Origin of the sequence: Bradyrhizobium sp. 2TAF36 (assembly GCF_052114925.1) — a bacterium.
Taxonomy (GTDB): domain Bacteria; phylum Pseudomonadota; class Alphaproteobacteria; order Rhizobiales; family Xanthobacteraceae; genus Bradyrhizobium; species Bradyrhizobium barranii.
Genome location: NZ_JBFRFR010000034.1, coordinates 50,465 through 71,322, shown reverse-complemented (window position 1 = coordinate 71,322; position 20,858 = coordinate 50,465). Strand labels below are relative to the sequence as shown.

Genomic DNA, 20,858 nt, shown 5'->3' with positions numbered 1-20,858 from the left:
CCCGCGATGTCGCGCGACAAGAGCTGCTCGCCTGGATAGTCCGATGGTCGGTCGTTCGGGAAAATCGGGAAGCGTGGCACGAGACGCACTGATGTCGCCCCGTCCTCCGCTGTCATTCCCCGCGAAAGCGGGGAATCCAGTACGCCGCGGCCTCTCGATTCAATCACTACGGCCTCTGGGATACTGGGTCGCCCGGTCAAGCCGGGCGACGACAGTGAGTGTTGGGCTAGCAGCGAGGCCTAGTCTGCGACGAGGATCAATCCTCGACCCCATAGCGGTGCAGGTCGTTGCCGTGCGTATCGAGCCACTTCTTGGCGCGCTCCATCGACGGGCAGGCCTTTCCGCAGACGCGCCAGAACCGCGCCGAGTGGTTCATCTCAACGAGATGGGCGACCTCGTGCGCGGCGAGGTAGTCGAGCACGTAGGGCGGCGCGAGGATCAGGCGCCAGGAGAACGACAGCGAGCCAGCCGAGGTGCAGGAGCCCCAACGGCTGGACTGATCGCGGATCGAGAGGCGCTTGACCCTGACGCCGAGCTCGACGGCATAGGCCTCCGCCGAGCGCTGGAGATCGTGGCGCGCCTCGCGCTTGAGGAAGTCGCTGACGCGGCGGTCGACATGCTCGATCCCGCCGGCGACGCAGAGAATGCGTTCACCGCTGTCGCGCACTTCTGTCCATACCGTGCCGCGCGTGCCGGCACGATGAACGATACGATGGGCCGTGCCGCGTAGCGGTATCACTGTGCCGGGTTGGAACGGCGCAGCCTTCGGCAAACGACCAAGACGTGCAGCGATCCACGCGCCGTGACGTTGTGCGAAGTCCTTGGCTTCGGCCAGCGTGCCGCGCGGCGGGATGGTGAGGATGGCTTCGCGATCGCTTGGATGAATTCTGAGCGTGTAGCGGCGCGCGCGGCGGTGCCGGCGCAATCGAATCGCAAAAAACTGCGATCCATGGGTGATGACCAGGGTCTTCGGCTCGTGGGGCCGTCGATAGAGGAGTGCGCGAGTGGCCATGTCTGTCAGTCCGGGGGGCAGGAGGGCGCCCGGATTCTGCCATAACCGCCGCCAGGGAAAGCGCTCGGCGCAAAAACAAATCATTTGCCCAATATACAGCGGTCTAGCGTCCGGGAGACCCTACAGACTGGGGTTGGAACCCGGTTTTTTCGCCCCCGCTGAACGCATGCGGCACCCCCAAGGGCTGAGGTGGGAATCACTCCTATGAAGCTACCTAAATACCGCGAATCTGGAGGGAACCAACCCCTGMCGGAACCTCCGACAGGGCGCCGATTTTCAGCGGGAAAGCCGAAAAACGCGCTTATTCGGCCGCGAGGGCCTGCAACGAGCTCGGATTCGCAGCCGAGACCATGAAGTCATGGATGCGCGGCACGATTTCCGACTTGAAGCGCGAGCCGTTGAACACGCCGTAATGCCCGACGCCCTTCTGGACGTAATGAACGCGGCGGTGATCGGGGATCGAGCTGCACAATGTGTGTGTTGCTTCGGTCTGACCGAGCCCGGAGATGTCGTCGTTCTCGCCTTCGACCGTCATCAGCGCCACGCGCGTGACCTTCGAGGGGTCGACGCGTGTTCCGCGATGGGTCATCTCGCCCTTAGGCAGCGAGTGCTTCACGAACACGGTGTCGACCGTCTGCAGATAATACTCGGCGGAGAGATCCATCACCGCGAGATATTCGTCGTAGAAGTCGCGATGCTTGTCGACGAGGTCGCCGTCGCCCTTCACCAGATTGGCAAACAGGCGCTTGTGGGCGTCCATGTGCCGGTCGAGGTTCATGCTGATGAACCCGTTGAGCTGCAGGAAGCCCGGATAGACGTCGCGCATCATGCCCGGATGCGGGAACGGCACCTTGGTGATGACGGTGTTGCGGAACCAGTCGATGCCGCGCTCCTGGGCGAGCTTGTTCACCCCGGTCGGATTGCGACGGGTGTCGATCGGGCCGCCCATCAGCGTCATCGAGGTCGGCACGAAGGGGTCGCGCCGCGCTTCCATGATCGAGACGGCGGCAACGACGGGAACGGAGGGCTGGCACACCGCCATGACATGGGTGTTGCCGCCAAGGACGTGCAGCATCTCGATGACGTAGTCGATGTAGTCGTCGAGATCGAAGCGGCCATCGCTCAGGGGCACCATGCGGGCGTCGGCCCAATCGGTGATGTAGACCTCATGCGCCGGCAGGAACGCCTCGACCGTGCCGCGCAGCAGCGTCGCGTAGTGGCCGGACATCGGCGCCACGATCAGCACGCGCGGCTGCGGGCTGCGCAAGGGACGGGCGAACTTGCGATCGAAGTAGAGCAGCTTGCAGAACGGCTTTTCCCAGACCGAGCGGACCTCGACGGGAACGCGGATGCCGTTGACCTCGGTGTCGTTGAGGCCCCATTCCGGCTTGCCGTAACGGCGCGTGGTGCGTTCGAACAATTCACAGGCCGCGGCGACGGACTTGCCGACCTCGGTGCGCGCCCACGGATTGAGGGGATTCTGAAACAAGAGCTTGGTCGCATCGGTGACCGCGCGCGCCGGATTGAGAGAGGCCTGCCCCATCTCGTACATCCAGTACATCGGCGTCGTCAGGACCGGACTGCCTTCGGCCGCCAGGGGCGGCGCGCCGCCGAACTCACCAATAGGCATTGTTAAAATCCTCTTCGCATCGCAACATACTGCCGAATGCGTAATATTGCGTCAATGCATGGTTCCGTACATCTACGGAGCCGGAACGGCTAAATCAGCCTGAATCCACGGGAAAGTGAGATTATTCACCGCTCGAGAGCAGCGAGCCGTGCTTCTTGGCGCTCCGCAAAAGGGCAAGGAATGCCCCAAAAGATGCAACCAGCAGCACCGCATTGATGGCCAACGCACGCAACATCAGATCGATCCGGAGGGTCTGTTCGATCAGGAGCGCCCGCATTCCCTCGAACACATAGGTCGGCGGCAGCGACCAGGCGACGTATTGCAGCCATGCCGGCAGCACGCTGACGGGATAGTAGACGCAGGCGAGCGGCATGATCGCGAACATCAGGGTCCAGACGATGCTCTCGGCGCCAAGGCCGTTTCGTAAGACCAGCCCCGAGACGAAGATGCCGACCGCCCAGCTGGTGAAGATCAGATTGCAGAAGAATGCAATCAGCGGCAGACCGAGGGCGTAGACGTTGAAGTGAAACAGGAACAGCGCGAGCAGCGTCATCGGGATGACGCCGATCGCGAGCCGGATCATGCTCATGATCATCAGCGACAGCAGAAACTCGATCGGCTTCAACGGGCTCATCATGAGGTTGCCGATGTTGCGCGCCCACATCTCCTCCAGGAACGAGATCGAAAAGCCGAGCTGGCCGCGGAACAGGATGTCCCAGAGGATGACGGCGCCGATCAGCGTGCCGCCGGCGCGTGCGAAGAAATTGGCGTTCTCGGCGATGTAGAGCTGGAGAAAGCCCCAGGTGATGACCTGGAGCGCGGGCCAATAAAGCAGCTCGAGCAGCCGCGGCCAGGACGACATCAACAGGTACCAGTAGCGCAGGATCATCGCGCCGATGCGATGGATGGAAATGCCGCGGTGAAGGGAGAGCTCGGTCATCGCGCCGCCTCCTTCGCACCGTTCACCCGCCCGCGCGCGACGTCCAGGAACACCTCCTCCAGCGTGGTGCGGTTGTAGCGCGCCATGATGGCCTCCGGCGTGTCGTCGTCCTCGATGCGGCCGCGCTTCATGATGATGACGCGGTCGCACAGACGCTCGACCTCGAGCATGTTGTGCGAAGCCAGAAGGATGGTCGCGTTGTTCTCCTTGCGATAGCGCTCCATATGCGCCCGCACCCAGTCGGCCGTATCCGGGTCGAGCGAGGCGGTGGGCTCGTCCAGCAACAGCAGCGCGGGCTGGTTGATCAGCGCCTTCGCCAGCGCGACGCGGGTCTTCTGCCCGGCGGAGAGCTTGCCGTTGGCGCGGTCGATGAATTCGGTGAGATCAAGCTCGTCGGCCAGCCTGGCGATGCGATCGGAGACGTTCTTCACCGCATAGAGCTTGCCGAACACGGTGAGGTTCTGCCGCACCGTGAGGCGCATCGGCATGTCGACATAGGGGCTCTCGAAATTCATCCGCCCCAGCACCGCCGCGCTCTGCTCCGGCATCCGATGCCCGAGCACCTGCACGCGGCCGGAGGTCGGCAGCACCAGGCCCATGATCATCGCGATGGTCGTGGTCTTGCCGGCACCGTTGCCGCCCAGGAGCCCGGTGATGCTGCCACGCGGCAGCGAAAAGGAGATATCGTCGACGGCGCGGGTCTGCTTGTAGACCTTGACGAGGTGATCGACCGCGATGGCCGCAGAGGAGCCGCGCTCCGCGACAGTCGGCGGACTTGAAGCTTTGTCGTTCCCGGTCATGCTAGCCGTTCTTCTGCTATTGCAGCGGATAGCGCAAGGCTTGTAATCCGGGTGGTTCCGCGAGCCCCGCGTTTGTGACCGAGAAGGCACCGCCACATTGGCCGAGATGACCGAGACTGCCGATACCGATTTCCGCCACGCACAGCGGCATATCCGCCTGGACACGATCCTGCGGCTGCGCTGGCTGGCGGTGCTCGGCCAGCTCGCGGCGATCTTCATCGTGGCACAGGGGCTGGAGTTCAACGTCGAGATCGTCCCCTGCGTCAGCATCATCGCGCTGTCGGCGGCGCTCAACCTGGCGCTCCAGACCGTGTCCAATCCGCTGCAACGGCTGGAGCCGATGCAGGCGGCCGGACTGCTGGCGCTGAACATCGTGGAGCTGGCGGGGCTCTTGTTCTTCACCGGCGGACTGCAGAACCCGTTCTCGTTCCTGTTCCTCGCGCCCGTGCTGATCTCGGCCACGGCGCTGCCGGCCCGCCTCACCTTCGGCCTCGGCCTGCTCGCGGTGGCCTGTGCTTCGGTCCTGTTCTTCTTCCATCTGCCGCTGCCCTGGGATTCGGACGATCCCCTGGTGCTGCCGCCGATTTATCTCATCGGCATCTGGCTCTCGATCGTGCTCGCGATCGGCGTCACCAGTCTCTACTCGTTCCAGGTGACGGAGGAGGCGCGCAAGCTCGCCGACGCGCTGGCTGCGACCGAGCTGGTGCTGACACGCGAGCAGCATCTGACCCAGCTCGACGGCCTGGCTGCCGCAGCCGCGCACGAGCTCGGCACGCCGCTCGCGACCATCTTCCTGATCTCGCGCGAGCTGGAGAAGACGGTGAAGGACCCAAGCTTCGCCGCCGACCTGAAAACCCTGCGCGAGCAGACCCAGCGCTGCCGCGACATCTTGAGCAAGATCACCCAGCTTTCCTCCGAAGGCGCACCGTTCGACCGCATGAAAATGTCGGAGCTGATCGAGGAGGTGGTGGCCCCGCACCGCGATTTCGGCGTCGACATCAAGGTGCGGATCGCAGTGGCGGCCTTCGCCGAGCCGATCGGCTCGCGCAACCCCGCGATCCTCTACGGGGTCGGCAACATCGTCGAGAACGCGGTCGATTTCGCCCGCACCACCGTCGAGGTGAATGCATGGTGGAACAAGGACACGATCGAGCTCGTGATCTCCGACGACGGCCCGGGCATTCCGCCTGATATCCTTAACCGGATCGGCGAGCCCTATTTGTCGCGGCGGCGCAATCTGGATGACGGCGGCGGCGAGCGGCGCGGGCTCGGACTTGGCGTGTTCATCGCGCGCACCTTGCTGGAACGCACCGGGGCCAAGGTCTCGTTTACCAACCGGACCTTTCCGGAACACGGTGCTGTGGTTCACATCAATTGGCCGAGAGAGCGTTTTGAGACTATCGAGACGCTCGAAGAAACAATAGGATAGGCCGCGACCTTGCGTCGCACAGCAGGGCCGATCGACTATTTGCGGCCTTGGCACCGCCTGATTGCGACGCCATATGTAGATGTGCAGAGAGAGGACAACACCTTGAACGCCATCGCCGAACTGAACGAACAGACCGACCGCTCGCTTCTCATCGTGGAGGACGACAAGCCGTTCCTGGAGCGGTTGTCGCGCGCGATGGAGACCCGTGGCTTTGCGGTGACGTCGTGTGACACCGTCTCGGATGGCCTCGCGCAGATCGGCAAGGCCGCGCCCGCATTCGCCGTGGTGGATCTGCGGCTCGGCGACGGCAATGGTCTCGACGTCGTCTCCGCGCTGAAGAAGAAGCGCCCCGAAGCCCGCGCGATCGTGCTGACCGGCTATGGCAACATCGCCACCGCCGTGACCGCCGTGAAGATGGGTGCGATCGATTATCTGTCGAAGCCCGCGGATGCCGACGACGTCGTCGCCGCCCTGCTCTCGACCAGCTCGGAGAAGTCCGAGTTGCCGACCAACCCGATGTCCGCCGACCGCGTCCGCTGGGAGCACATCCAGCGCATCTACGAGATGTGCAACCGCAACGTCTCGGAGAYGGCGCGGCGGCTGAATATGCACCGTCGTACGTTGCAGYGGATCTTGGCGAAGCGCGCGCCGAGGTAACGGTCTCGTAGGGTGGGCAAAGGCGCGTAGCGCCGTGCCCACCGCTTCTACTTCAATCCTGATCGGCTTGGATGGTGGGCACGCTTTCGCTTTGCCCACCCTACGGCGTCCGCGTTCGCCGCGCCGCTACTCCCAAAAATCCGCGTGGCCCTGCGGGTCGACCAGACGGTTGATCCGCAGCGCTGCCGCCATCGCGAAACGCACCGTCATCTGCTTGCGCGTGGCAGCGGCGATCTTGTGCTCGGGCGCCTCGCACTGCATGTGCGCGCCATAGGCGTCCGCGATGATCAGGCCGGTGTCTTGCGGAAAAATCTCGCACGGCAGATCCTGCGTGAAGGCGAAGAACAGCCGGTCGCAATGGGCGCGGTATTCGTGCCATTTCTGGTCGGCACGCAAATCCTCGACCGACGATTTGATCTCCACGATCCAGATCTCGCCGCGCTCGTTGAGCGCCACCAGATCGGCGCGCCGGCCCGACGGCAGCGGCAGTTCGCTGATGCAGGTAAAGCCGAGCGAGCGCAGCAGCCGCGCCGTGCCGCGCGCGATCGCCAGCGCCGTCTCGGACTGGCGGCGGTCAGGCGGCGGAACCACGGCGATGTTGCGGGCGGGGCTGTCCATGGGGGGAGCTTAGCCGATTCCGGTGGGCCCGTCATTCCGGGGCGCGACGCAGTCGCGAGCCCGGAATCCATAGCCACAGGGAGAAGTTGTCGGGTGAGCAGGTAACTCCGAGTTTTGGCCAAACTACTCCCTGTGGTTATGGGTCCCGGGCTCGCGACTACGTCGCGCCCCGGGACGACAGCGGAGTGCGGGAACCTCGCCTCCCCCACGCACTTATCACGCAGCCGCCACACCTCGGCGGAGCATCGAGGCTGCTCGCGCATGATCGACGATCTCTGGTACAAGAACGGCGTGATCTACTGCCTCTCCGTCGGCACCTATATGGATGCCAACAGCGACGGCGTCGGCGACTTCAAGGGCCTGCTGCGGCGGCTCGACTATTTGCACGGCCTCGGCATCACCACGATCTGGTTGATGCCGTTCCAGACCTCGCCGGGCCGCGACGACGGCTACGACATCGCCGACTATTACAGCGTCGATTCCCGCTACGGCACGCTCGGCGATTTCGTCGAGTTCACCCACGGCTGCAAGCAGCGCGGCATCCGCATCATCATCGACCTCGTCGTCAACCACACCTCCGACCAGCATCACTGGTTCAAGGAGGCGCGGCGCGACAGGAATTCGCTCTATCGCGACTGGTATGTGTGGTCGGACAAGAAGCCGGCCGGCGCCAACAAGGGCATGGTGTTTCCCGGCGTGCAGAAGTCGACGTGGACGCGCGACAAGGAAGCCGGCGCCTGGTTCTTCCACCGCTTCTACGATTTCCAGCCCGATCTCAACACCTCAAATCCGCATGTGCAGGCCGAAATCCTGAAGATCATGGGCTTCTGGATCCAGCTCGGCGTCTCCGGCTTCCGCATGGACGCCGTGCCGTTCGTGATCGCCACCAAGGGCGCGAAGGTGAAGAAGCCGGTCGAGCAGTACGACATGCTGCGCGCGTTCCGCGAATTCCTGCAATGGCGGCAGGGCGACGCCATCATCCTCGCCGAAGCCAACGTGCTGCCTGAGACGGACATGGAATATTTCGGCCGCGACGGCGACCGCATGCACATGATGTTCAACTTCCACGTCAACCAGCATCTGTTCTATGCGCTGGCATCCGGCGATTCGCGTCCGCTGGCGAAGGCGTTGAAGGCGACCAGGCCGCGGCCGGCCAGCGCGCAATGGGGTCTGTTCCTGCGCAATCACGACGAGCTCGATTTGGGACGCCTGACCAAGGCGCAGCGTGACATCGTGTTCAAGCGCTTCGGCCCCGACAAGGACATGCAGCTCTACGACCGCGGCATTCGCCGCCGCTTCGCGCCGATGGTCGGCGGCGACCGAAGGCGGCTCGAGCTCGCCTACAGCCTGATGTGCACGTTGCCGGGAACGCCCGTCATCCGCTACGGCGACGAGATCGCGATGGGCGACGATCTCTCGCTCCCCGAGCGCAATTGCGCGCGCACGCCGATGCAATGGTCGACCGAGCCGCATGGCGGCTTCACCAAGAACGATAAGCCGGCATGCCCGGTCATCGACACGGGCCCCTACGGCTACGAGCACGTCAATGTCGCAAAACAGCGGCGCGATCCCAATTCCATGCTGAACTGGACCGAGCGCATCGTCCGCATGCGCAAGGAGGTGCCCGAGATCGGCTGGGGCGACTTCGTGATCATTCCGACGCGCGATCCCTCCGTGTTCATCATGCGTTACGACTGGCGCAACAATTCCGTGCTGTTCGTTCACAATCTGGATGAGAAGCCGCGCGAGATCGCATTCTCGGCGGGGCTGTCCGGCGAGGCCGGCGCGCACCTGATCAACCTGCTCGCGGAAGATCACAGCCACGCCGACAAGCGCGGCCAGCATCGCGTCGTGCTGGAGCCCTATGGCTATCGCTGGTACCGCGTCGGAGGGCTGGATTATTTGCTGAAGCGGAGCGACATCGACGGGAATGCCGCGGGTAACAAGCATCCGGGGTAGGTGCATCTCCGCACACGGCCGTCGTCCCCGCGAACGGCTACATGTGTGGCGGCATCACCACCACGCCCTCGTTGCCGCGCAGATCCAGCACGCCTTCCAGCCTCTCGCCCTCGCGATCCAGAAACGTCGACAGCAATATCTCGCTGTTGAAACGGATCGCGCTGGTGGTCACGGCGATCGGGTCGGGCCCGAGATTGAGCACGACGATGATCGCGATGCCCTCGGCCTCGCGGCGATAGACCAGCAGATCGCCTTGCGCGGCGATCGGATGGTAGTCGCCCTCGACCAGCGCCGGAGATGCCTTCCGCAAGGCAATCAGCCGCTTGTACAGACTGAGGATCGAACGCGAATCGGCTTCGAGATCGGTGACGTTCTCGCGGATATGGTCCTCCGGCAGCGGCAGCCAGGGCCTTACGCCGGAGAAGCCGCCGGTCTGCGAAGAGTCCCACTGCATCGGCGTGSGGCAGCCGTCGCGACCCACCCCGATGCCGGGCACATTCTTCTCGAAGGGATCGCGCACGTCCTCAGGGGAGATCGCCAGCTGGTGCATGCCGATCTCGTCGCCGTAATAGAGCGTCGGCGTACCGCGCAGCGTCAGCAGCAGCATGGCAGCGACGCGGGCCTGCTCCGGCCCGACGCGGCTTGCGACGCGCGGACGGTCGTGATTGCCGAGCACCCAGTTCGGCCAGGCGCCCTTCGGCAGCGCCTTCTCGTAATCCTCGACGATTGTCTCGATCGAGCGCGCGCTCCAGAACGTCGAGAGCAGCGCGAAGTTGAACGGCATCTGCGCGCCGGTGAGATCGTTGCCGTAATAGGCCATCAGCCGGTGCAGCGGCAGATAGATCTCGCCGATCAGCACGCGATCGCGATACGCGTCCGTGACGCGCCGCATCTCGGCGATGACGTCATGCACCTCCGGCTGGTCGGTGGAGTATTGCGTCAGGATCCTCTCGTTCGGCGGCCGGCCCTCGACGTAATGCGGGTTCGGCGGGTTGTCGCGGAATTCGGCATCCTTGATCAGGTGCCAGATCACGTCGACGCGGAAGCCGTCGACGCCCTTCTCCAGCCAGAACCGCATCGCGTCGTAGATCGCCGCGCGGACATCCGGATTGCGCCAGTTGAGGTCCGGCTGCTCGGCAAGGAAGGCGTGGTAGTAATATTGACCTGTCGTCTCGTCGAAAGCCCACGCGCTGCCGCCGAATTCGGACAGCCAGTTGTTCGGGACACCGCCATCGGCGGCCGGATCGCGCCAGACGTACCAGTCGCGTTTGGGATTGTCGCGCGAGGACCGGCTCTCGACGAACCAGGGGTGCTGGCTTGATGTGTGGTTCGGCACGAGGTCGAGGATCAGCTTCAGCCCGCTGTCATGCGCAGCCGCGAGCAGCGCATCGAAATCCGCCATCGTGCCGAACAGCGGATCGATGCCGGTATAGTCGGAGATGTCGTAGCCGAAATCGGCCATCGGCGACGGAAAGATCGGCGACAGCCAGATCGCATCGACGCCGAGTGATTTCACGTAAGGCAGCCGCCGCAAGATGCCGGCGAGATCGCCGACGCCGTCACCGTCTGAGTCCTGAAAGGAGCGCGGGTAGATCTGATAGAAGATGCCGTCGCGCCACCAATTGTCGCCGCCCTGAGCCATGCCGGAAAACCCACCCAAAAATCTGCGTCTCGCGCGAGTGAACGCGGAACGAACGCCGCGGTTCAAACCAGCAGGCGAATTGGGACGGCCGTGTGACGGCGGGTGCGGCTGTTCCCGGGCGAGGCACGAATCTTTTGCTTGGCGGCATGGCAAAAATCGGCATTGTGAGGCCCATGACCGAGCAAAACGACACCCAAGAATCCCAACAAGCCAAGGCCGGCGCGATCATCGTCCCCGTGACGCTGTTCGAGCAGAACTGCACCATCATCTGGGACGAGCCCGGCAAGAAGGCCGTGGTGATCGACCCCGGCGGGGACGTGCCGAAGATTCTGGACGCGATCAAGCAGACCGGCGTCACCGTGGAGAAGATCTGGCTGACCCACGGCCATATCGACCATGTCGGCGGCGCGGCCGAATTGCGCGATGCGCTGAAGGTGCCGATCGAGGGGCCGCATATCGCGGATAAATTCCTGCTCGACAACGTGGTCGAGAGCGGCGCGCGCTTCGGCATGACGGAGGTGCGCAATTTCGAGCCGGACCGCTGGCTCGACGAGGGCGACAGCGTGTCGATCGGCGGCCTGCAGTTCGACATTCTGCACTGCCCGGGCCACTCGCCCGGCAGCGTGGTGTTCTTCAACAAGGACTTGCGTTTTGCCCATGTCGGCGACGTGCTGTTCGCCGGCTCGGTCGGGCGCACCGACCTGCCCGGCGGCAGTCACGCCACGCTGATCAACTCGATCAAGACCAAGCTCCTGCCGCTCGGCGACGACGTCGGCTTCATCTGCGGCCACGGCGCCGGCTCGAGCATCGGCCAGGAACGGATGACCAATCCGTTCATCACCGGCGAGATGTGAGCGTTACTCGGCGGCTTCCGCCAACGCCGCGGTGTCACTGAGGTTGCGTTCGCCCCATTCGCGGATGGCCGCAACGACCGGCACAAAACTCTTGCCCTTGCGGGTCAGGCGATACTCGACCTTCGGCGGCACCTCGCCAAAATCCTTGCGGTCGATCAGGCCGCTTTGGGTCAGCGCCTTCAATTCGCGGCTGAGCACGCGCGGGGTGATCTCGGCGCTGCCGGCCGCGCCGCGCAACAGGCCGCTCCTGATCTCGCCATAGCGGCGCGGGCCGACCCTGAGGTCCCAGACGATGCGGAGCTTGTACTTGCCGCTGATCATCTTCTGAAAGGCCGTAACCGGACAGGTGCGCGCCGGGGTTGCCCTTGCCATGTCGCCTCCTCCATACGCAGCCAGCGATTCTTGTTTTGACGCGTTTTCTTTACGCGAACCGGTATCCACTTCGCTCGAAAACGCTATGCGATAAGGATAGGAGCGACGTCGAAAAAGTCCATACTATCAATTTTGTCCATACTTGCAGGATCGCCTGCAAGGCGCAGATGATGGCGCACCAGACGAACAGGGAGCGTCACATGAAGCACTTCATGATCAGGTACGAATTCAGGAACGGCACGACGGAAGCCTGGCACCAGGAGATCGGCCGCTTCATCAAGGCGATCGAGGGCGATCCGGAGTTGAAGGGGCGGATCGGCTATCGGGTCCTGAAGAACCGCGACGACGCCAGCTATTTCCACCTCGCCAGCGTCACCGACGAGGCCGCGCAAAAAGCGCTGCAATCGCGCGACTTCTTCAAGGCCTATCAGGAGATGACGCGGAAGGTCGCCGGCGGCGAGGTGACGGTGGCGCCGATCGAATGGATCGATCAGACGGCGTAGCCGTCATTCCGGGCTCGCGACTACGTCGCGCCCCGGGGCGACAGTGGGCTACTTCATCAATCCCGCAGCGGTGAGTGCGCGCGTGATGATCTGGCCGAGATCGAAGCCGCGCGCCGCCTCGCGCTTCGGCTCGGCCGGCTCTTCGGCGACGGCGGCGCGGATCGAGCGGGCGAGATGCGGCGCGGGTGAAAGCGCCGGCTTCGACGTCCCAGGCCCGGCCTTCTTCCCGGCCGCGTCCGGAATCCAGCCGGTGAGGCCGAAGAACTTTGCGATGTGGTACGACGAGGAAATACCGGCCTCGATCAGGAATGCGCCTTCGATGCCGTAGCGCTGATCATTGTCGGCGAGGCCGAGCGGCGTACCGTGGGCCATGTCGGTGATGGCGTAGGACTCGACCAGCGTTTCGCCGTCCTTGTTCCACCAGGCCTGGCGCGGATAGCCATCGACGATCGTCTCCGCCATCGGCACGGCCGGCAGATCGTGCAAATCGAGCCACTGCTTGACGATCTCGCTGGCGTTGCCGGGATTGACGGTGCGGTCGGCGCTGCCGTGCCACACCGACATCTTCGGCCACGGCCCGCGATGGTTCGAGGCACGCCGCACGAAGTCGCCGAGTTCGCGCTCCGGCCGCTGCGGCGAATGAAACATGCCGTCCAGCGCCTCGCGCAGATTCGAGGCGATGCCATAGGGCAACCCGGCGATCACCGCACCGGCCGCGAAGACTTCGGGATAGGTCGCGAGCATCACCGACGTCATGCCGCCGCCGGCGGAGAGACCGGTGATGAAGACGCGCTTGGGATCGATGCGGTGTGCTTCCGCCATATGCGCGATCATTTCGCGGATCGACCGCGCCTCGCCGCCGTCCCGCGCAGTGTCTTCCGGATTGAACCAGTTGAAGCAGGTGTTGCCATTGTTGACGCGTTGCTGCTCGGGCATCACCAGCGCGAAGCCGTAATGCTTCGCGAGCGTCGACCATCCCGCGCCGAGATCGTAAGCAGCGGCGGTCTGGCCGCAGCCATGCAGCACGACGACGAGCGCGCGCGGCTTCTGGAGCTGCGCCGGCACGAACGCGAACATGCGCAAGTTTCCGGGATTGTCGCCGAAGCCCGTGACTTCTTCCAACGGGCTGGACACGTCCGCGCTCCGGCCGAATTCGGCAAGGCGCAGACCATCCACCTTTGGCAGATGTCTCAAGAGAGCGAGATTTTTGGCAAGCGACACGGCAACTCCTGGCAGGCGACGTTCAACGTTCACCCAAACCAAATAGTTGCTGCGGTGCAAAATAAAAAGCCCGTGTGCTGTCTATCACCCGAAATCACGCAAAATCCGCAGGAATACGCATGAATTAACCGCAATGCCTCAACTTCGTGCAGAGACGCGGCGCATCCACGCCAGAAATGCGGCGCAGATCGTGATTAACGCCGCAAACGCGGCGAGCGAAACGAAGAAGCCTGCGCGCGCCGATTGCAACGCTTCAACCGCGAAGAACGCCGCGCCGATTGCGGCCACTCCGGCCGCATTTCCGATCTGCGCCGTCGTGCCGTACATGCCGGACGCCGAGACTGCCGCGACAGGCTTCACCGTCGAGAGCACCGCACCGGATAGCGGCGCCATCACCATCCCCTGGCCGCAGCCGAAGATGATCATGACGAGCGCGAGCAGGATCGGCGCGGGCGCATCGATATACCCCGTGACCAGCGCGAGTGCAGCGAGGCCCGCGATCTGCAGCATGCAGCCTTCGATCAACACCTTGGTCCCGCGATGGCGCGCCCGCGCGCCGCTGTGGCGCGACGCGACCACGAAAGCCAGCGCGAGCGGAATGAAGGCCATGCCGGCTGCGAGCGGCGGGATCTTCAGGCCGCGCTGCATGAACAGCGTCATGACCAGATAGAACGAGAGGTTGGCGACGAAGAAAAAGAACGCCGCGCCGAGCCCGCGCAGGAAGGCTGCATCGGACAGCAGCGTCAGATCGATCAGCGGCATGCCGCCGGCGCGCGCCACCGCATGCTCGAGTTTCAAGAAGGCGAAAAGGATCGCGCCGCCGCTTGCCATCACGGCCCAGAGCCACGGCGCCCAGCCGACATCGTGACCGAACAGCAGCGGTCCGATCAGGCACAACAGCCCCGCGAACAGCACCATGCTCCCTTTGATGTCGAGCCGCGTGCCGGCCCGGCGCGGCACTGACGGCATGATGCGCCAGGCGGCAGCCGCAATGACGAGGCCGCAGGGCACGTTGACGAAGAACACCGAGCGCCAGCCGGTACCGGCGAGGTCGATCGTGACCAGGAGACCACCGAGCAGGAAGCCCGCGGCGCCCGCAAGCCCGAGCACGATGCCGTAGATGGCGAAAGCGCGGCTGCGCTGTTCGTCGGTGAACAGCAGATGCAGCGTCGCCAGCACCTGCGGCACCATCAGCGCTGCAGTCGCGCCCTGCGCCAGCCGCGCGATGATCAGCTCCGCGCCCGATTGCACCAGCCCGCACCACAGCGAGGTCACCGTGAAGCCGAGCACGCCGGCCAGGAAGACATTCTTCGTGCCGTGGATGTCGCCGAGGCGGCCGCCGGTGACGACCAGCGTGGCGTAGGCGATCAGATAGATCGCGATGACGGATTCGATCTGCGCCGGCGTCGCGTGCAGGTCCGCCGCGATAGTGGGAATGGCGACGTTCACGATGAAGGCATCGACGCCGAACATGAACTGCGCGGCGACGACGATCGCCAACACGCCCCAGCGGCGCGACGAATCGACTTGTTTTGTGACGGTTTGATGCATTTTCGCGCGAGCCTTCGGCGATTTATTTGCGCGCAAAACTCGCAGATCGGCGTCATCGGCGCGATTACCTCCGAGGTAGGACTTGCCGCTTTGGCCCGATTGCTGCATGGCAATTCCCGCTGGTTTTGCGGGCTCGGAAGTTTTCCGGATGTACGACTACGACATGGTGGTGATCGGCTCGGGCCCGTCGGGGCGCCGGGCTGCGGTGCAATGTGCCAAGCTCGGCAAGGCCGTGCTGGTGGTGGAGAAGGGCCGGCGGGTCGGCGGCGTCTCGGTCCATACCGGGACGATTCCTTCAAAGACCCTGCGCGAGACCGTGCTCAATCTCTCCGGCTGGCGCGAGCGCGGCTTTTACGGCCGCTCCTACAAGGTGAAGCAGGACATCGCGGCAAGCGACCTGATGATCCGTCTTCAGAAGACGCTCGACCATGAGGTCGAGGTACTCGAGCATCAGTTCAGCCGCAACCTGGTGCGCACCGCCAATGGCGAGGCGCGGCTGGTCTCACCGCACGAGGTCGAGATCACGAGCTCAAATGGCGAGGTAAAGGTGGTGTCGGCCGCCTTCATCCTGATCGCCTGCGGCACGCGCCCGTTCCGCCCCGACTACGTGCCGTTCGACGGCACCACCGTGCTCGACAGCGACGAGATCATCGAGCTGGCAAAGCTGCCGCGCAGCCTGGCTGTGATCGGCGCCGGCGTGATCGGCGTCGAATACGCCACCATCTTCAGCGCGCTCGACGTGCCCGTCACACTGATCGAGCCGCGGCCGACCTTCCTCGATTTCATCGACAAGGAATTGATCGACGAATTCGTGCACGAGCTGCGCGACCGCAACGTCGCGCTGCGGCTCGGCGCCAAGGTCAATTCGATCGAGAAGACTGCGCAGGGTGGCATCGTCACGCATTTGTCGGACGGGCGGCACGTCACCACTGAAATGCTGCTGTTCGCGGCGGGGCGCGTCGGCGCCACCGATCGGCTCAACTTGGAGGCCGCCGGCATCGTCGTCGACCATCGCGGCCGCATCTCGGTCGATCCCGTGACCTTGCAGACCAGCGTGCCGCACATCTACGCCGCCGGCGACGTGATCGGCTTTCCGAGCCTTGCTTCCACCTCGATGGAGCAGGGACGCGTCGCCGCCTGCCACGCGCTCGGCATGGAGCCGCTCGCGCCGCCGGAGTTCTTCCCTTACGGCATCTATTCGGTGCCGGAGATATCGACCACAGGGCTCACCGAAGAAGAGGTGCGCACGCGCGGCATTCCCTACGAGGTCGGCATCGCACGCTTCCGCGAGACCTCCCGCGGCCACATCATGGGGCTGAACAGCGGCATGATGAAGATGATCTTCTCGACCAAGACGCGCCGGCTGCTTGGCGTGCACATCCTCGGCGAAGGCGCCACCGAGCTGATCCATATCGGCCAGGCCGTGCTCAACCTCAAAGGCACCATCGACTATTTCATCCAGAACACGTTCAACTATCCGACGCTGGCGGAGGCGTACAAGATCGCCGGGCTGGATGCGTGGAACAGGATGACGCGGTAGCGGCGTTCTTCGCGGCGAATTTGGCGAACAGTCCCATTGCGGCCATTTAGACCCTCATGGTGAGGAGCCCGCGAAGCGGGCGTCTCGAACCATGCAGGCCAAGCAGGTCGTTGCAGCGTCTCAACGCATGCCTGCATTCCGCCGCGCGGGACACCGCGCGATTGCGTTAAGTGCCCCCACCACGTAGCCTCGCCACCTCAACAAACAGAAAATTCAGCCGGAGAGAACGCCATGGCGCGCCTGAAGTTCGGAGCCTTCCTTGCCCCGCATCACCCGATCGGGGAGCATCCGATGCTCCAGTTCCGGCGCGATCTCGACCTGGTCGAGCAGCTCGACGCGCTCGGTTATGACGAGTTCTGGTGCGGCGAGCACCATTCCTCCGGCTGGGAGATGATCGCCTCGCCCGAGATGTTTCTGGCCGCGGCCGGCGAGCGCACCAAGCGGATCAAGCTCGGCACTGGCGTGGTGTCGCTGCCCTATCATCATCCCTTCAACGTCGCCCAGCGCATGGTGCAGCTCGACCACATGACCGGCGGCCGCGCCATCTTCGGCTCCGGCCCCGGCGCGCTGGCGTCGGACGCGCACACGCTCGGCATCGACCCGATGACGCAGCGCGACCGCCAGGACGAGGCCATCGGCGTGATCCGCCGCCTGTTCAACGGCGAGCGCGTCACCGCGAAGAGCGACTGGTTCACCATGAACGACGCCGCGCTCCAGCTCCTGCCCTTGCAGGAGGAGATGCCGTTCGTGGTGGCCTCGCAGATCTCGCCCTCGGGCATGACGCTCGCCGGCAAATACGGCATCGGCATCATCTCGCTCGGCTCGATGACGACGCAGGGGCTGATGTCGCTGCAACAGCAATGGCAGTTCGCCGAGGACGCGGCCAAGAAGCATGGCACCAAGGTCGATCGCGCGAACTGGCGCGTGCTGCTGACCTGGCATGTTGCCGAAACGCGCGAACAGGCCCGCCGTGAGGCCGGCGCCGGCCTGATGCGCTGGCACAACGAATATAATGTCGGCACGCTGCAGCGGCCGGGCCTGACCGCGTTCGCCTCGCCCGACGAGGCCGTGGACAAGACCGCTTTCGTCGACGGTGCGGCCTCCGTCATCGGCACGCCGGACGACCTCGTCAAGATGATCAAGAACGTGATGCAGGTGTCGGGCGGCGTCGGCGCCGTGATCGGCTTCGTGCACGATTGGGCCAATCCCGAAAATACCCGCCGAAGCTGGGACCTGGTGGCGCGCTACGTCGTGCCGGAGATCAACGGCTATATCGACGGACTGCGCAAGTCGCAAAAGTTCGTGATCGAGAACCGCGCGATCTTCGAACGCGCCGGGCAGGCCGTGATGGCGAAGATCATGGAGAACGAAAAGGCTGCAGAGGCCTTGAAGGTGACCGGCGCCGGCCGCGTCGCCATTCCCGCCGTCAACGCCCCGGATTTGCAGAAGGAAGCGGCGAAGCGGTAGGCCCGTCGGAACTACGCTTGTAACGACGTTCACAAGAAAGACATACCGGCCTGTGCTATGCTGACCCCCGTCAGCTGGCGCGGGTCGTAGTCATCTGTGTTCGCGCGCCTGTTCGGTCGGTCAACCGGAGCAATCGTCATGTCGATGCAGAATGTCGCCCCTGCGCTTCCGTTCACCGCACCCAGGCGCAACGAGCTGACGCACATTCCCGGCGACGAGGGCTGGCCGATCATCGGCAAGACCTTTCAGGTGCTCGCCGATCCCAAGGGGCATATCGAGGCGAACGGCGCCAAATACGGCCCGGTCTACCGCACCCATATTTTCGGCGAAACCAATGTCGTGCTGCTCGGGCCCGAGGCCAACGAGCTCGTGCTGTTCGACCAGCAAAAGCTGTTCTCGTCGACCCATGGCTGGAACAAGGTGCTGGGCCTGTTGTTTCCGCGCGGCCTGATGCTGCTCGATTTCGACGAGCACCGGCTGCATCGCAAAGCGCTGTCGGTCGCGTTCAAGTCGGGGCCGATGAAGTCGTACCTGAGCGATCTCGACCACGGCATCGCCGCGCGCGTCGCGCAGTGGAAGGCGAAGCCTGGCGAGATGAAGCTCTATCCGGCGATGAAGYAGCTCACGCTCGACCTCGCGGCGGCGTCGTTCCTCGGCGCCGACATCGGGCCGGAGGTCGACGAGATCAACCGCGCGTTCGTCGACATGGTCGCGGCCGCCGTCGCCCCGATCCGCCGGCCGCTGCCGGGCACGCAGATGGCCGCCGGCGTGAAGGGACGCAAACGCATCGTCGCCTATTTCCGCGAGCAGATCCCGCTGCGACGCGGCAATCACGGCGGCGACGATCTGTTCTCGCAGCTCTGCCGCGCCACCCACGAGGATGGCGCCCTGCTCTCCGAGCAGGACATCATCGACCATATGAGCTTCCTGATGATGGCGGCGCACGACACGCTGACCTCGTCGCTGACCTCCTTCATCGGCGAGCTCGCCGCCAATCCGGACTGGCAGGATAGATTGCGCGCAGAGGTTCTTGCGCTGGGGCTCGCACCGGGTTCGCCGAGCAGCTTCGACGACCTCGAAAAAATGCCGCTGTCGGAGATGGCGTTCAAGGAGGCCCTGCGGATCAAGCCGCCGGTGCCGTCGATGCCGCGCCGCGCGATGCGCGATTTCACCTTCAAGGGCTTTACGATTCCGGCCGGCACCGCCGTCGGCGTCAATCCGCTCTACACCCACCACATGAAGGACATCTGGCCGGAGCCGGATCGCTTCGATCCCTTGCGCTTCACCGAGGAAGCCCAGCGCAACCGGCATCGCTTCGCCTGGGTGCCGTTCGGCGGCGGCGCGCATATGTGCCTCGGCCTGCACTTCGCCTACATGCAGGCGAAGTGCTTTGCCCGGCACTTTTTGCAGAACCTCGAAGTATCGCTGGAGCCGGGCTACAAGCCGGACTGGCAGATGTGGCCGATCCCGAAGCCGCGGGATGGCTTGAGGGTGCGGGTGAAGGCGGCGTAGGCGCCGCTCTCTTGTCCCGGACGCGCTGCAGCGCGTAGCGCTGCTGCGCAGAGCCGGGACCCAGTATCTTGCGACRCCGTCCGCTCCGAGAGATGGGCCCCGGCTCTGCAGCGCACCGCTGAAGAAGCGCTGCGCTGCGTCCGGGGCACGAGACCTGCCGCGAGCGCAGGTCTCGTACGGTGGGCAAAGGCGCGCAGCGCCGTGCCCACGATTTGCCGCCACGATCTGCCGCGATGGAAAGAATTGGTGGGCACGGCGCGCGAAGGGCGCGCCTTTGCCCACCCTACGGCACCGCCGCCTATCCGCTACGCCCCCTGATCGAACGCCTTGCGCATGGCGACGTAACCCTGCTGCTGCTGGCTCCAGTTGCGGCCGCCGGTGACGGCGCCGTCGACGACGAGATCGTGTCCGTTGACGAAGCTGGATTCGTCGCTCGCCAGAAACACCGCGGCCTGCGCGATGTCATCGGGGAGGCCCGCGCGCGGGATCGGCTGTGCGGTCTTGAAGACTTCGCGCATCACGGCAGGCGTCGCCTCCGCCGCATCGGTCGCGAGCCCCAGCGCCTTGCCGAAAATGCCGGTCGCGATCGCGCCGGGCGAGATCGAGTTGACCCGCACGTTGGACTCGCCGAGCTCCATCGCCACGCATTTGGTGAGATGGATCACCGCCGCCTTGGCCGCGCCATAGACGACCGAGGAGGAAAAGCCGGCGAGACGGCCTGCGATGCTGCCATTGTTGATGATGCTGCCAGACCCCTGCTTCTTCATGACGGGCGCGGCATGCTTCATGCCGAGCATGACGCTGCGCACCAAGGTCGCCATCGCCGCGTCGAACCGCTCGACATCGAGGCCTTCGATGCCCCCGGTCTGCGCCGGGCCGCCGGCATTGTTGAACAGGCAGTCGATCCGGCCGAACCTCTCCACCGCGAGCGCGATCAGCGCCTGCATCTGCGCTTCGACCGTCACGTCGGTCTGGCGAAAGATGCAATTGACCCCGAGCTGCTTCGCCAGCGCCTCGCCTTCCGGTATGCGCCGCCCCGCGATCACAATTTTGGCACCTTCGGCAACGAAGACTTCCGCGGTACGCAGGCCGATCCCGCTCGTCGCGCCTGTAATCACCGCAACCTTGCCATCCAACCTACCCATGGAATG

General features: G+C 64.5%; 18 protein-coding genes. 8 read left to right on the top strand and 10 right to left on the bottom strand.

The features are described from left to right. Nucleotides 1-256: 256 nt before the first annotated feature. The 4 genes from AB4Z51_RS20905 to AB4Z51_RS20890 form a co-directional block, all read right to left on the bottom strand. Nucleotides 257-1,096, bottom strand: coding sequence for a M48 family metallopeptidase (locus tag AB4Z51_RS20905; protein ID WP_441497889.1), 840 nt, complete (start codon nt 1,094-1,096; stop codon nt 257-259). Nucleotides 1,097-1,313: 217 nt separating this feature from the next. Beyond that, on the bottom strand, nt 1,314-2,642 hold the full coding sequence (locus AB4Z51_RS20900; RefSeq protein ID WP_063980052.1) for a polyhydroxyalkanoate depolymerase: 1,329 nt from the start codon (nt 2,640-2,642) through the stop codon (nt 1,314-1,316). Nucleotides 2,643-2,763: 121 nt separating this feature from the next. Then, nucleotides 2,764-3,582: an ABC transporter permease gene (locus tag AB4Z51_RS20895; protein ID WP_063980053.1), complete on the bottom strand. Its 819-nt coding sequence runs from the start codon at nt 3,580-3,582 to the stop codon at nt 2,764-2,766. After that, nucleotides 3,579-4,382, bottom strand: a complete 804-nt coding sequence (locus AB4Z51_RS20890) for an ABC transporter ATP-binding protein (protein ID WP_354177166.1) — start codon at nt 4,380-4,382, stop codon at nt 3,579-3,581. Before AB4Z51_RS20890 ends, AB4Z51_RS20895 begins: the two co-directional genes overlap by 4 nt. A 106-nt stretch (nt 4,383-4,488) precedes the next feature. On the opposite strand from AB4Z51_RS20890, the gene AB4Z51_RS20885 reads away from it, so the two are divergent. After that, nucleotides 4,489-5,811 (top strand): ActS/PrrB/RegB family redox-sensitive histidine kinase, encoded by a 1,323-nt coding sequence (locus tag AB4Z51_RS20885; RefSeq protein ID WP_028149359.1) that lies wholly within the window; start codon nt 4,489-4,491, stop codon nt 5,809-5,811. Between the two features lie 102 nt (nt 5,812-5,913). Beyond that, a complete protein-coding gene (locus AB4Z51_RS20880) occupies nt 5,914-6,468 on the top strand; it encodes an ActR/PrrA/RegA family redox response regulator transcription factor (protein ID WP_441497888.1) in 555 nt (184 codons plus the stop codon). Nucleotides 6,469-6,594: 126 nt separating this feature from the next. Here the strand turns inward: AB4Z51_RS20880 and AB4Z51_RS20875 are convergent, their stop codons facing one another. Then, entirely contained in the window at nt 6,595-7,086 is a 492-nt protein-coding gene (locus AB4Z51_RS20875; RefSeq protein WP_441497887.1) for an MmcB family DNA repair protein, read from the bottom strand. A gap of 261 nt (nt 7,087-7,347) precedes the next feature. Between AB4Z51_RS20875 and AB4Z51_RS20870 the strand changes: the two genes are divergently transcribed. Continuing rightward, a complete protein-coding gene (locus AB4Z51_RS20870; protein ID WP_441497886.1) occupies nt 7,348-9,045 on the top strand; it encodes an alpha-amylase family protein in 1,698 nt (565 codons plus the stop codon). A gap of 37 nt (nt 9,046-9,082) precedes the next feature. Here AB4Z51_RS20870 and AB4Z51_RS20865 read toward each other — a convergent pair whose 3' ends face one another. After that, nucleotides 9,083-10,687 carry an alpha-amylase family glycosyl hydrolase gene (locus AB4Z51_RS20865; protein ID WP_441497885.1) on the bottom strand — a complete coding sequence of 535 codons (1,605 nt, stop codon included), beginning with the start codon at nt 10,685-10,687 and terminating at the stop codon, nt 9,083-9,085. 173 nt (nt 10,688-10,860) lie between these two features. On the opposite strand from AB4Z51_RS20865, the gene AB4Z51_RS20860 reads away from it, so the two are divergent. After that, nucleotides 10,861-11,541 (top strand): MBL fold metallo-hydrolase, encoded by a 681-nt coding sequence (locus AB4Z51_RS20860; protein WP_441497884.1) that lies wholly within the window; start codon nt 10,861-10,863, stop codon nt 11,539-11,541. Nucleotides 11,542-11,544: 3 nt separating this feature from the next. Here AB4Z51_RS20860 and AB4Z51_RS20855 read toward each other — a convergent pair whose 3' ends face one another. Further along, nucleotides 11,545-11,913: a winged helix-turn-helix transcriptional regulator gene (locus tag AB4Z51_RS20855; protein WP_441497883.1), complete on the bottom strand. Its 369-nt coding sequence runs from the start codon at nt 11,911-11,913 to the stop codon at nt 11,545-11,547. A 200-nt stretch (nt 11,914-12,113) separates the two neighbouring features. On the opposite strand from AB4Z51_RS20855, the gene AB4Z51_RS20850 reads away from it, so the two are divergent. Further along, complete coding sequence (locus tag AB4Z51_RS20850) at nt 12,114-12,416, top strand: hypothetical protein (protein WP_223153830.1); 303 nt, start codon at nt 12,114-12,116, stop codon at nt 12,414-12,416. A gap of 48 nt (nt 12,417-12,464) precedes the next feature. Here AB4Z51_RS20850 and AB4Z51_RS20845 read toward each other — a convergent pair whose 3' ends face one another. Beyond that, nucleotides 12,465-13,637 (bottom strand): extracellular catalytic domain type 1 short-chain-length polyhydroxyalkanoate depolymerase, encoded by a 1,173-nt coding sequence (locus AB4Z51_RS20845; protein ID WP_441497882.1) that lies wholly within the window; start codon nt 13,635-13,637, stop codon nt 12,465-12,467. A 138-nt stretch (nt 13,638-13,775) separates the two neighbouring features. After that, on the bottom strand, nt 13,776-15,188 hold the full coding sequence (locus AB4Z51_RS20840; protein WP_441497881.1) for an MFS transporter: 1,413 nt from the start codon (nt 15,186-15,188) through the stop codon (nt 13,776-13,778). Between the two features lie 148 nt (nt 15,189-15,336). Between AB4Z51_RS20840 and sthA the strand changes: the two genes are divergently transcribed. From sthA to AB4Z51_RS20825, 3 genes are all read left to right on the top strand, one after another. Continuing rightward, a complete protein-coding gene (gene sthA / locus AB4Z51_RS20835) occupies nt 15,337-16,728 on the top strand; it encodes a Si-specific NAD(P)(+) transhydrogenase (protein WP_441497897.1) in 1,392 nt (463 codons plus the stop codon). Between the two features lie 231 nt (nt 16,729-16,959). Next, nucleotides 16,960-18,195 (top strand): LLM class flavin-dependent oxidoreductase, encoded by a 1,236-nt coding sequence (locus AB4Z51_RS20830; RefSeq protein ID WP_441497880.1) that lies wholly within the window; start codon nt 16,960-16,962, stop codon nt 18,193-18,195. A 138-nt stretch (nt 18,196-18,333) separates the two neighbouring features. Continuing rightward, nucleotides 18,334-19,707: a cytochrome P450 gene (locus tag AB4Z51_RS20825; protein WP_441497879.1), complete on the top strand. Its 1,374-nt coding sequence runs from the start codon at nt 18,334-18,336 to the stop codon at nt 19,705-19,707. A gap of 305 nt (nt 19,708-20,012) precedes the next feature. Here AB4Z51_RS20825 and AB4Z51_RS20820 read toward each other — a convergent pair whose 3' ends face one another. After that, complete coding sequence (locus AB4Z51_RS20820) at nt 20,013-20,852, bottom strand: SDR family NAD(P)-dependent oxidoreductase (RefSeq protein ID WP_354239771.1); 840 nt, start codon at nt 20,850-20,852, stop codon at nt 20,013-20,015. Between the last annotated feature and the right edge of the window lie 6 nt (nt 20,853-20,858).

Bases quoted from the DNA above. Each gene is read 5' to 3' on its own strand.
- AB4Z51_RS20840 (WP_441497881.1), bottom strand. From the start codon at position 15,188: ATGCATCAAACCGTCACAAAACAAGTCGATTCGTCGCGCCGCTGGGGC.
- AB4Z51_RS20855 (WP_441497883.1), bottom strand. From the start codon at position 11,913: ATGGCAAGGGCAACCCCGGCGCGCACCTGTCCGGTTACGGCCTTTCAG.
- AB4Z51_RS20900 (WP_063980052.1), bottom strand. From the start codon at position 2,642: ATGCCTATTGGTGAGTTCGGCGGCGCGCCGCCCCTGGCGGCCGAAGGC.
- AB4Z51_RS20905 (WP_441497889.1), bottom strand. From the start codon at position 1,096: ATGATTTGTTTTTGCGCCGAGCGCTTTCCCTGGCGGCGGTTATGGCAG.
- AB4Z51_RS20820 (WP_354239771.1), bottom strand. From the start codon at position 20,852: ATGGGTAGGTTGGATGGCAAGGTTGCGGTGATTACAGGCGCGACGAGC.
- AB4Z51_RS20860 (WP_441497884.1), top strand. From the start codon at position 10,861: ATGACCGAGCAAAACGACACCCAAGAATCCCAACAAGCCAAGGCCGGC.
- AB4Z51_RS20890 (WP_354177166.1), bottom strand. From the start codon at position 4,382: ATGACCGGGAACGACAAAGCTTCAAGTCCGCCGACTGTCGCGGAGCGC.
- AB4Z51_RS20850 (WP_223153830.1), top strand. From the start codon at position 12,114: ATGAAGCACTTCATGATCAGGTACGAATTCAGGAACGGCACGACGGAA.
- sthA (WP_441497897.1), top strand. From the start codon at position 15,337: ATGTACGACTACGACATGGTGGTGATCGGCTCGGGCCCGTCGGGGCGC.
- AB4Z51_RS20885 (WP_028149359.1), top strand. From the start codon at position 4,489: ATGACCGAGACTGCCGATACCGATTTCCGCCACGCACAGCGGCATATC.
- AB4Z51_RS20875 (WP_441497887.1), bottom strand. From the start codon at position 7,086: ATGGACAGCCCCGCCCGCAACATCGCCGTGGTTCCGCCGCCTGACCGC.
- AB4Z51_RS20830 (WP_441497880.1), top strand. From the start codon at position 16,960: ATGGCGCGCCTGAAGTTCGGAGCCTTCCTTGCCCCGCATCACCCGATC.
- AB4Z51_RS20870 (WP_441497886.1), top strand. From the start codon at position 7,348: ATGATCGACGATCTCTGGTACAAGAACGGCGTGATCTACTGCCTCTCC.
- AB4Z51_RS20895 (WP_063980053.1), bottom strand. From the start codon at position 3,582: ATGACCGAGCTCTCCCTTCACCGCGGCATTTCCATCCATCGCATCGGC.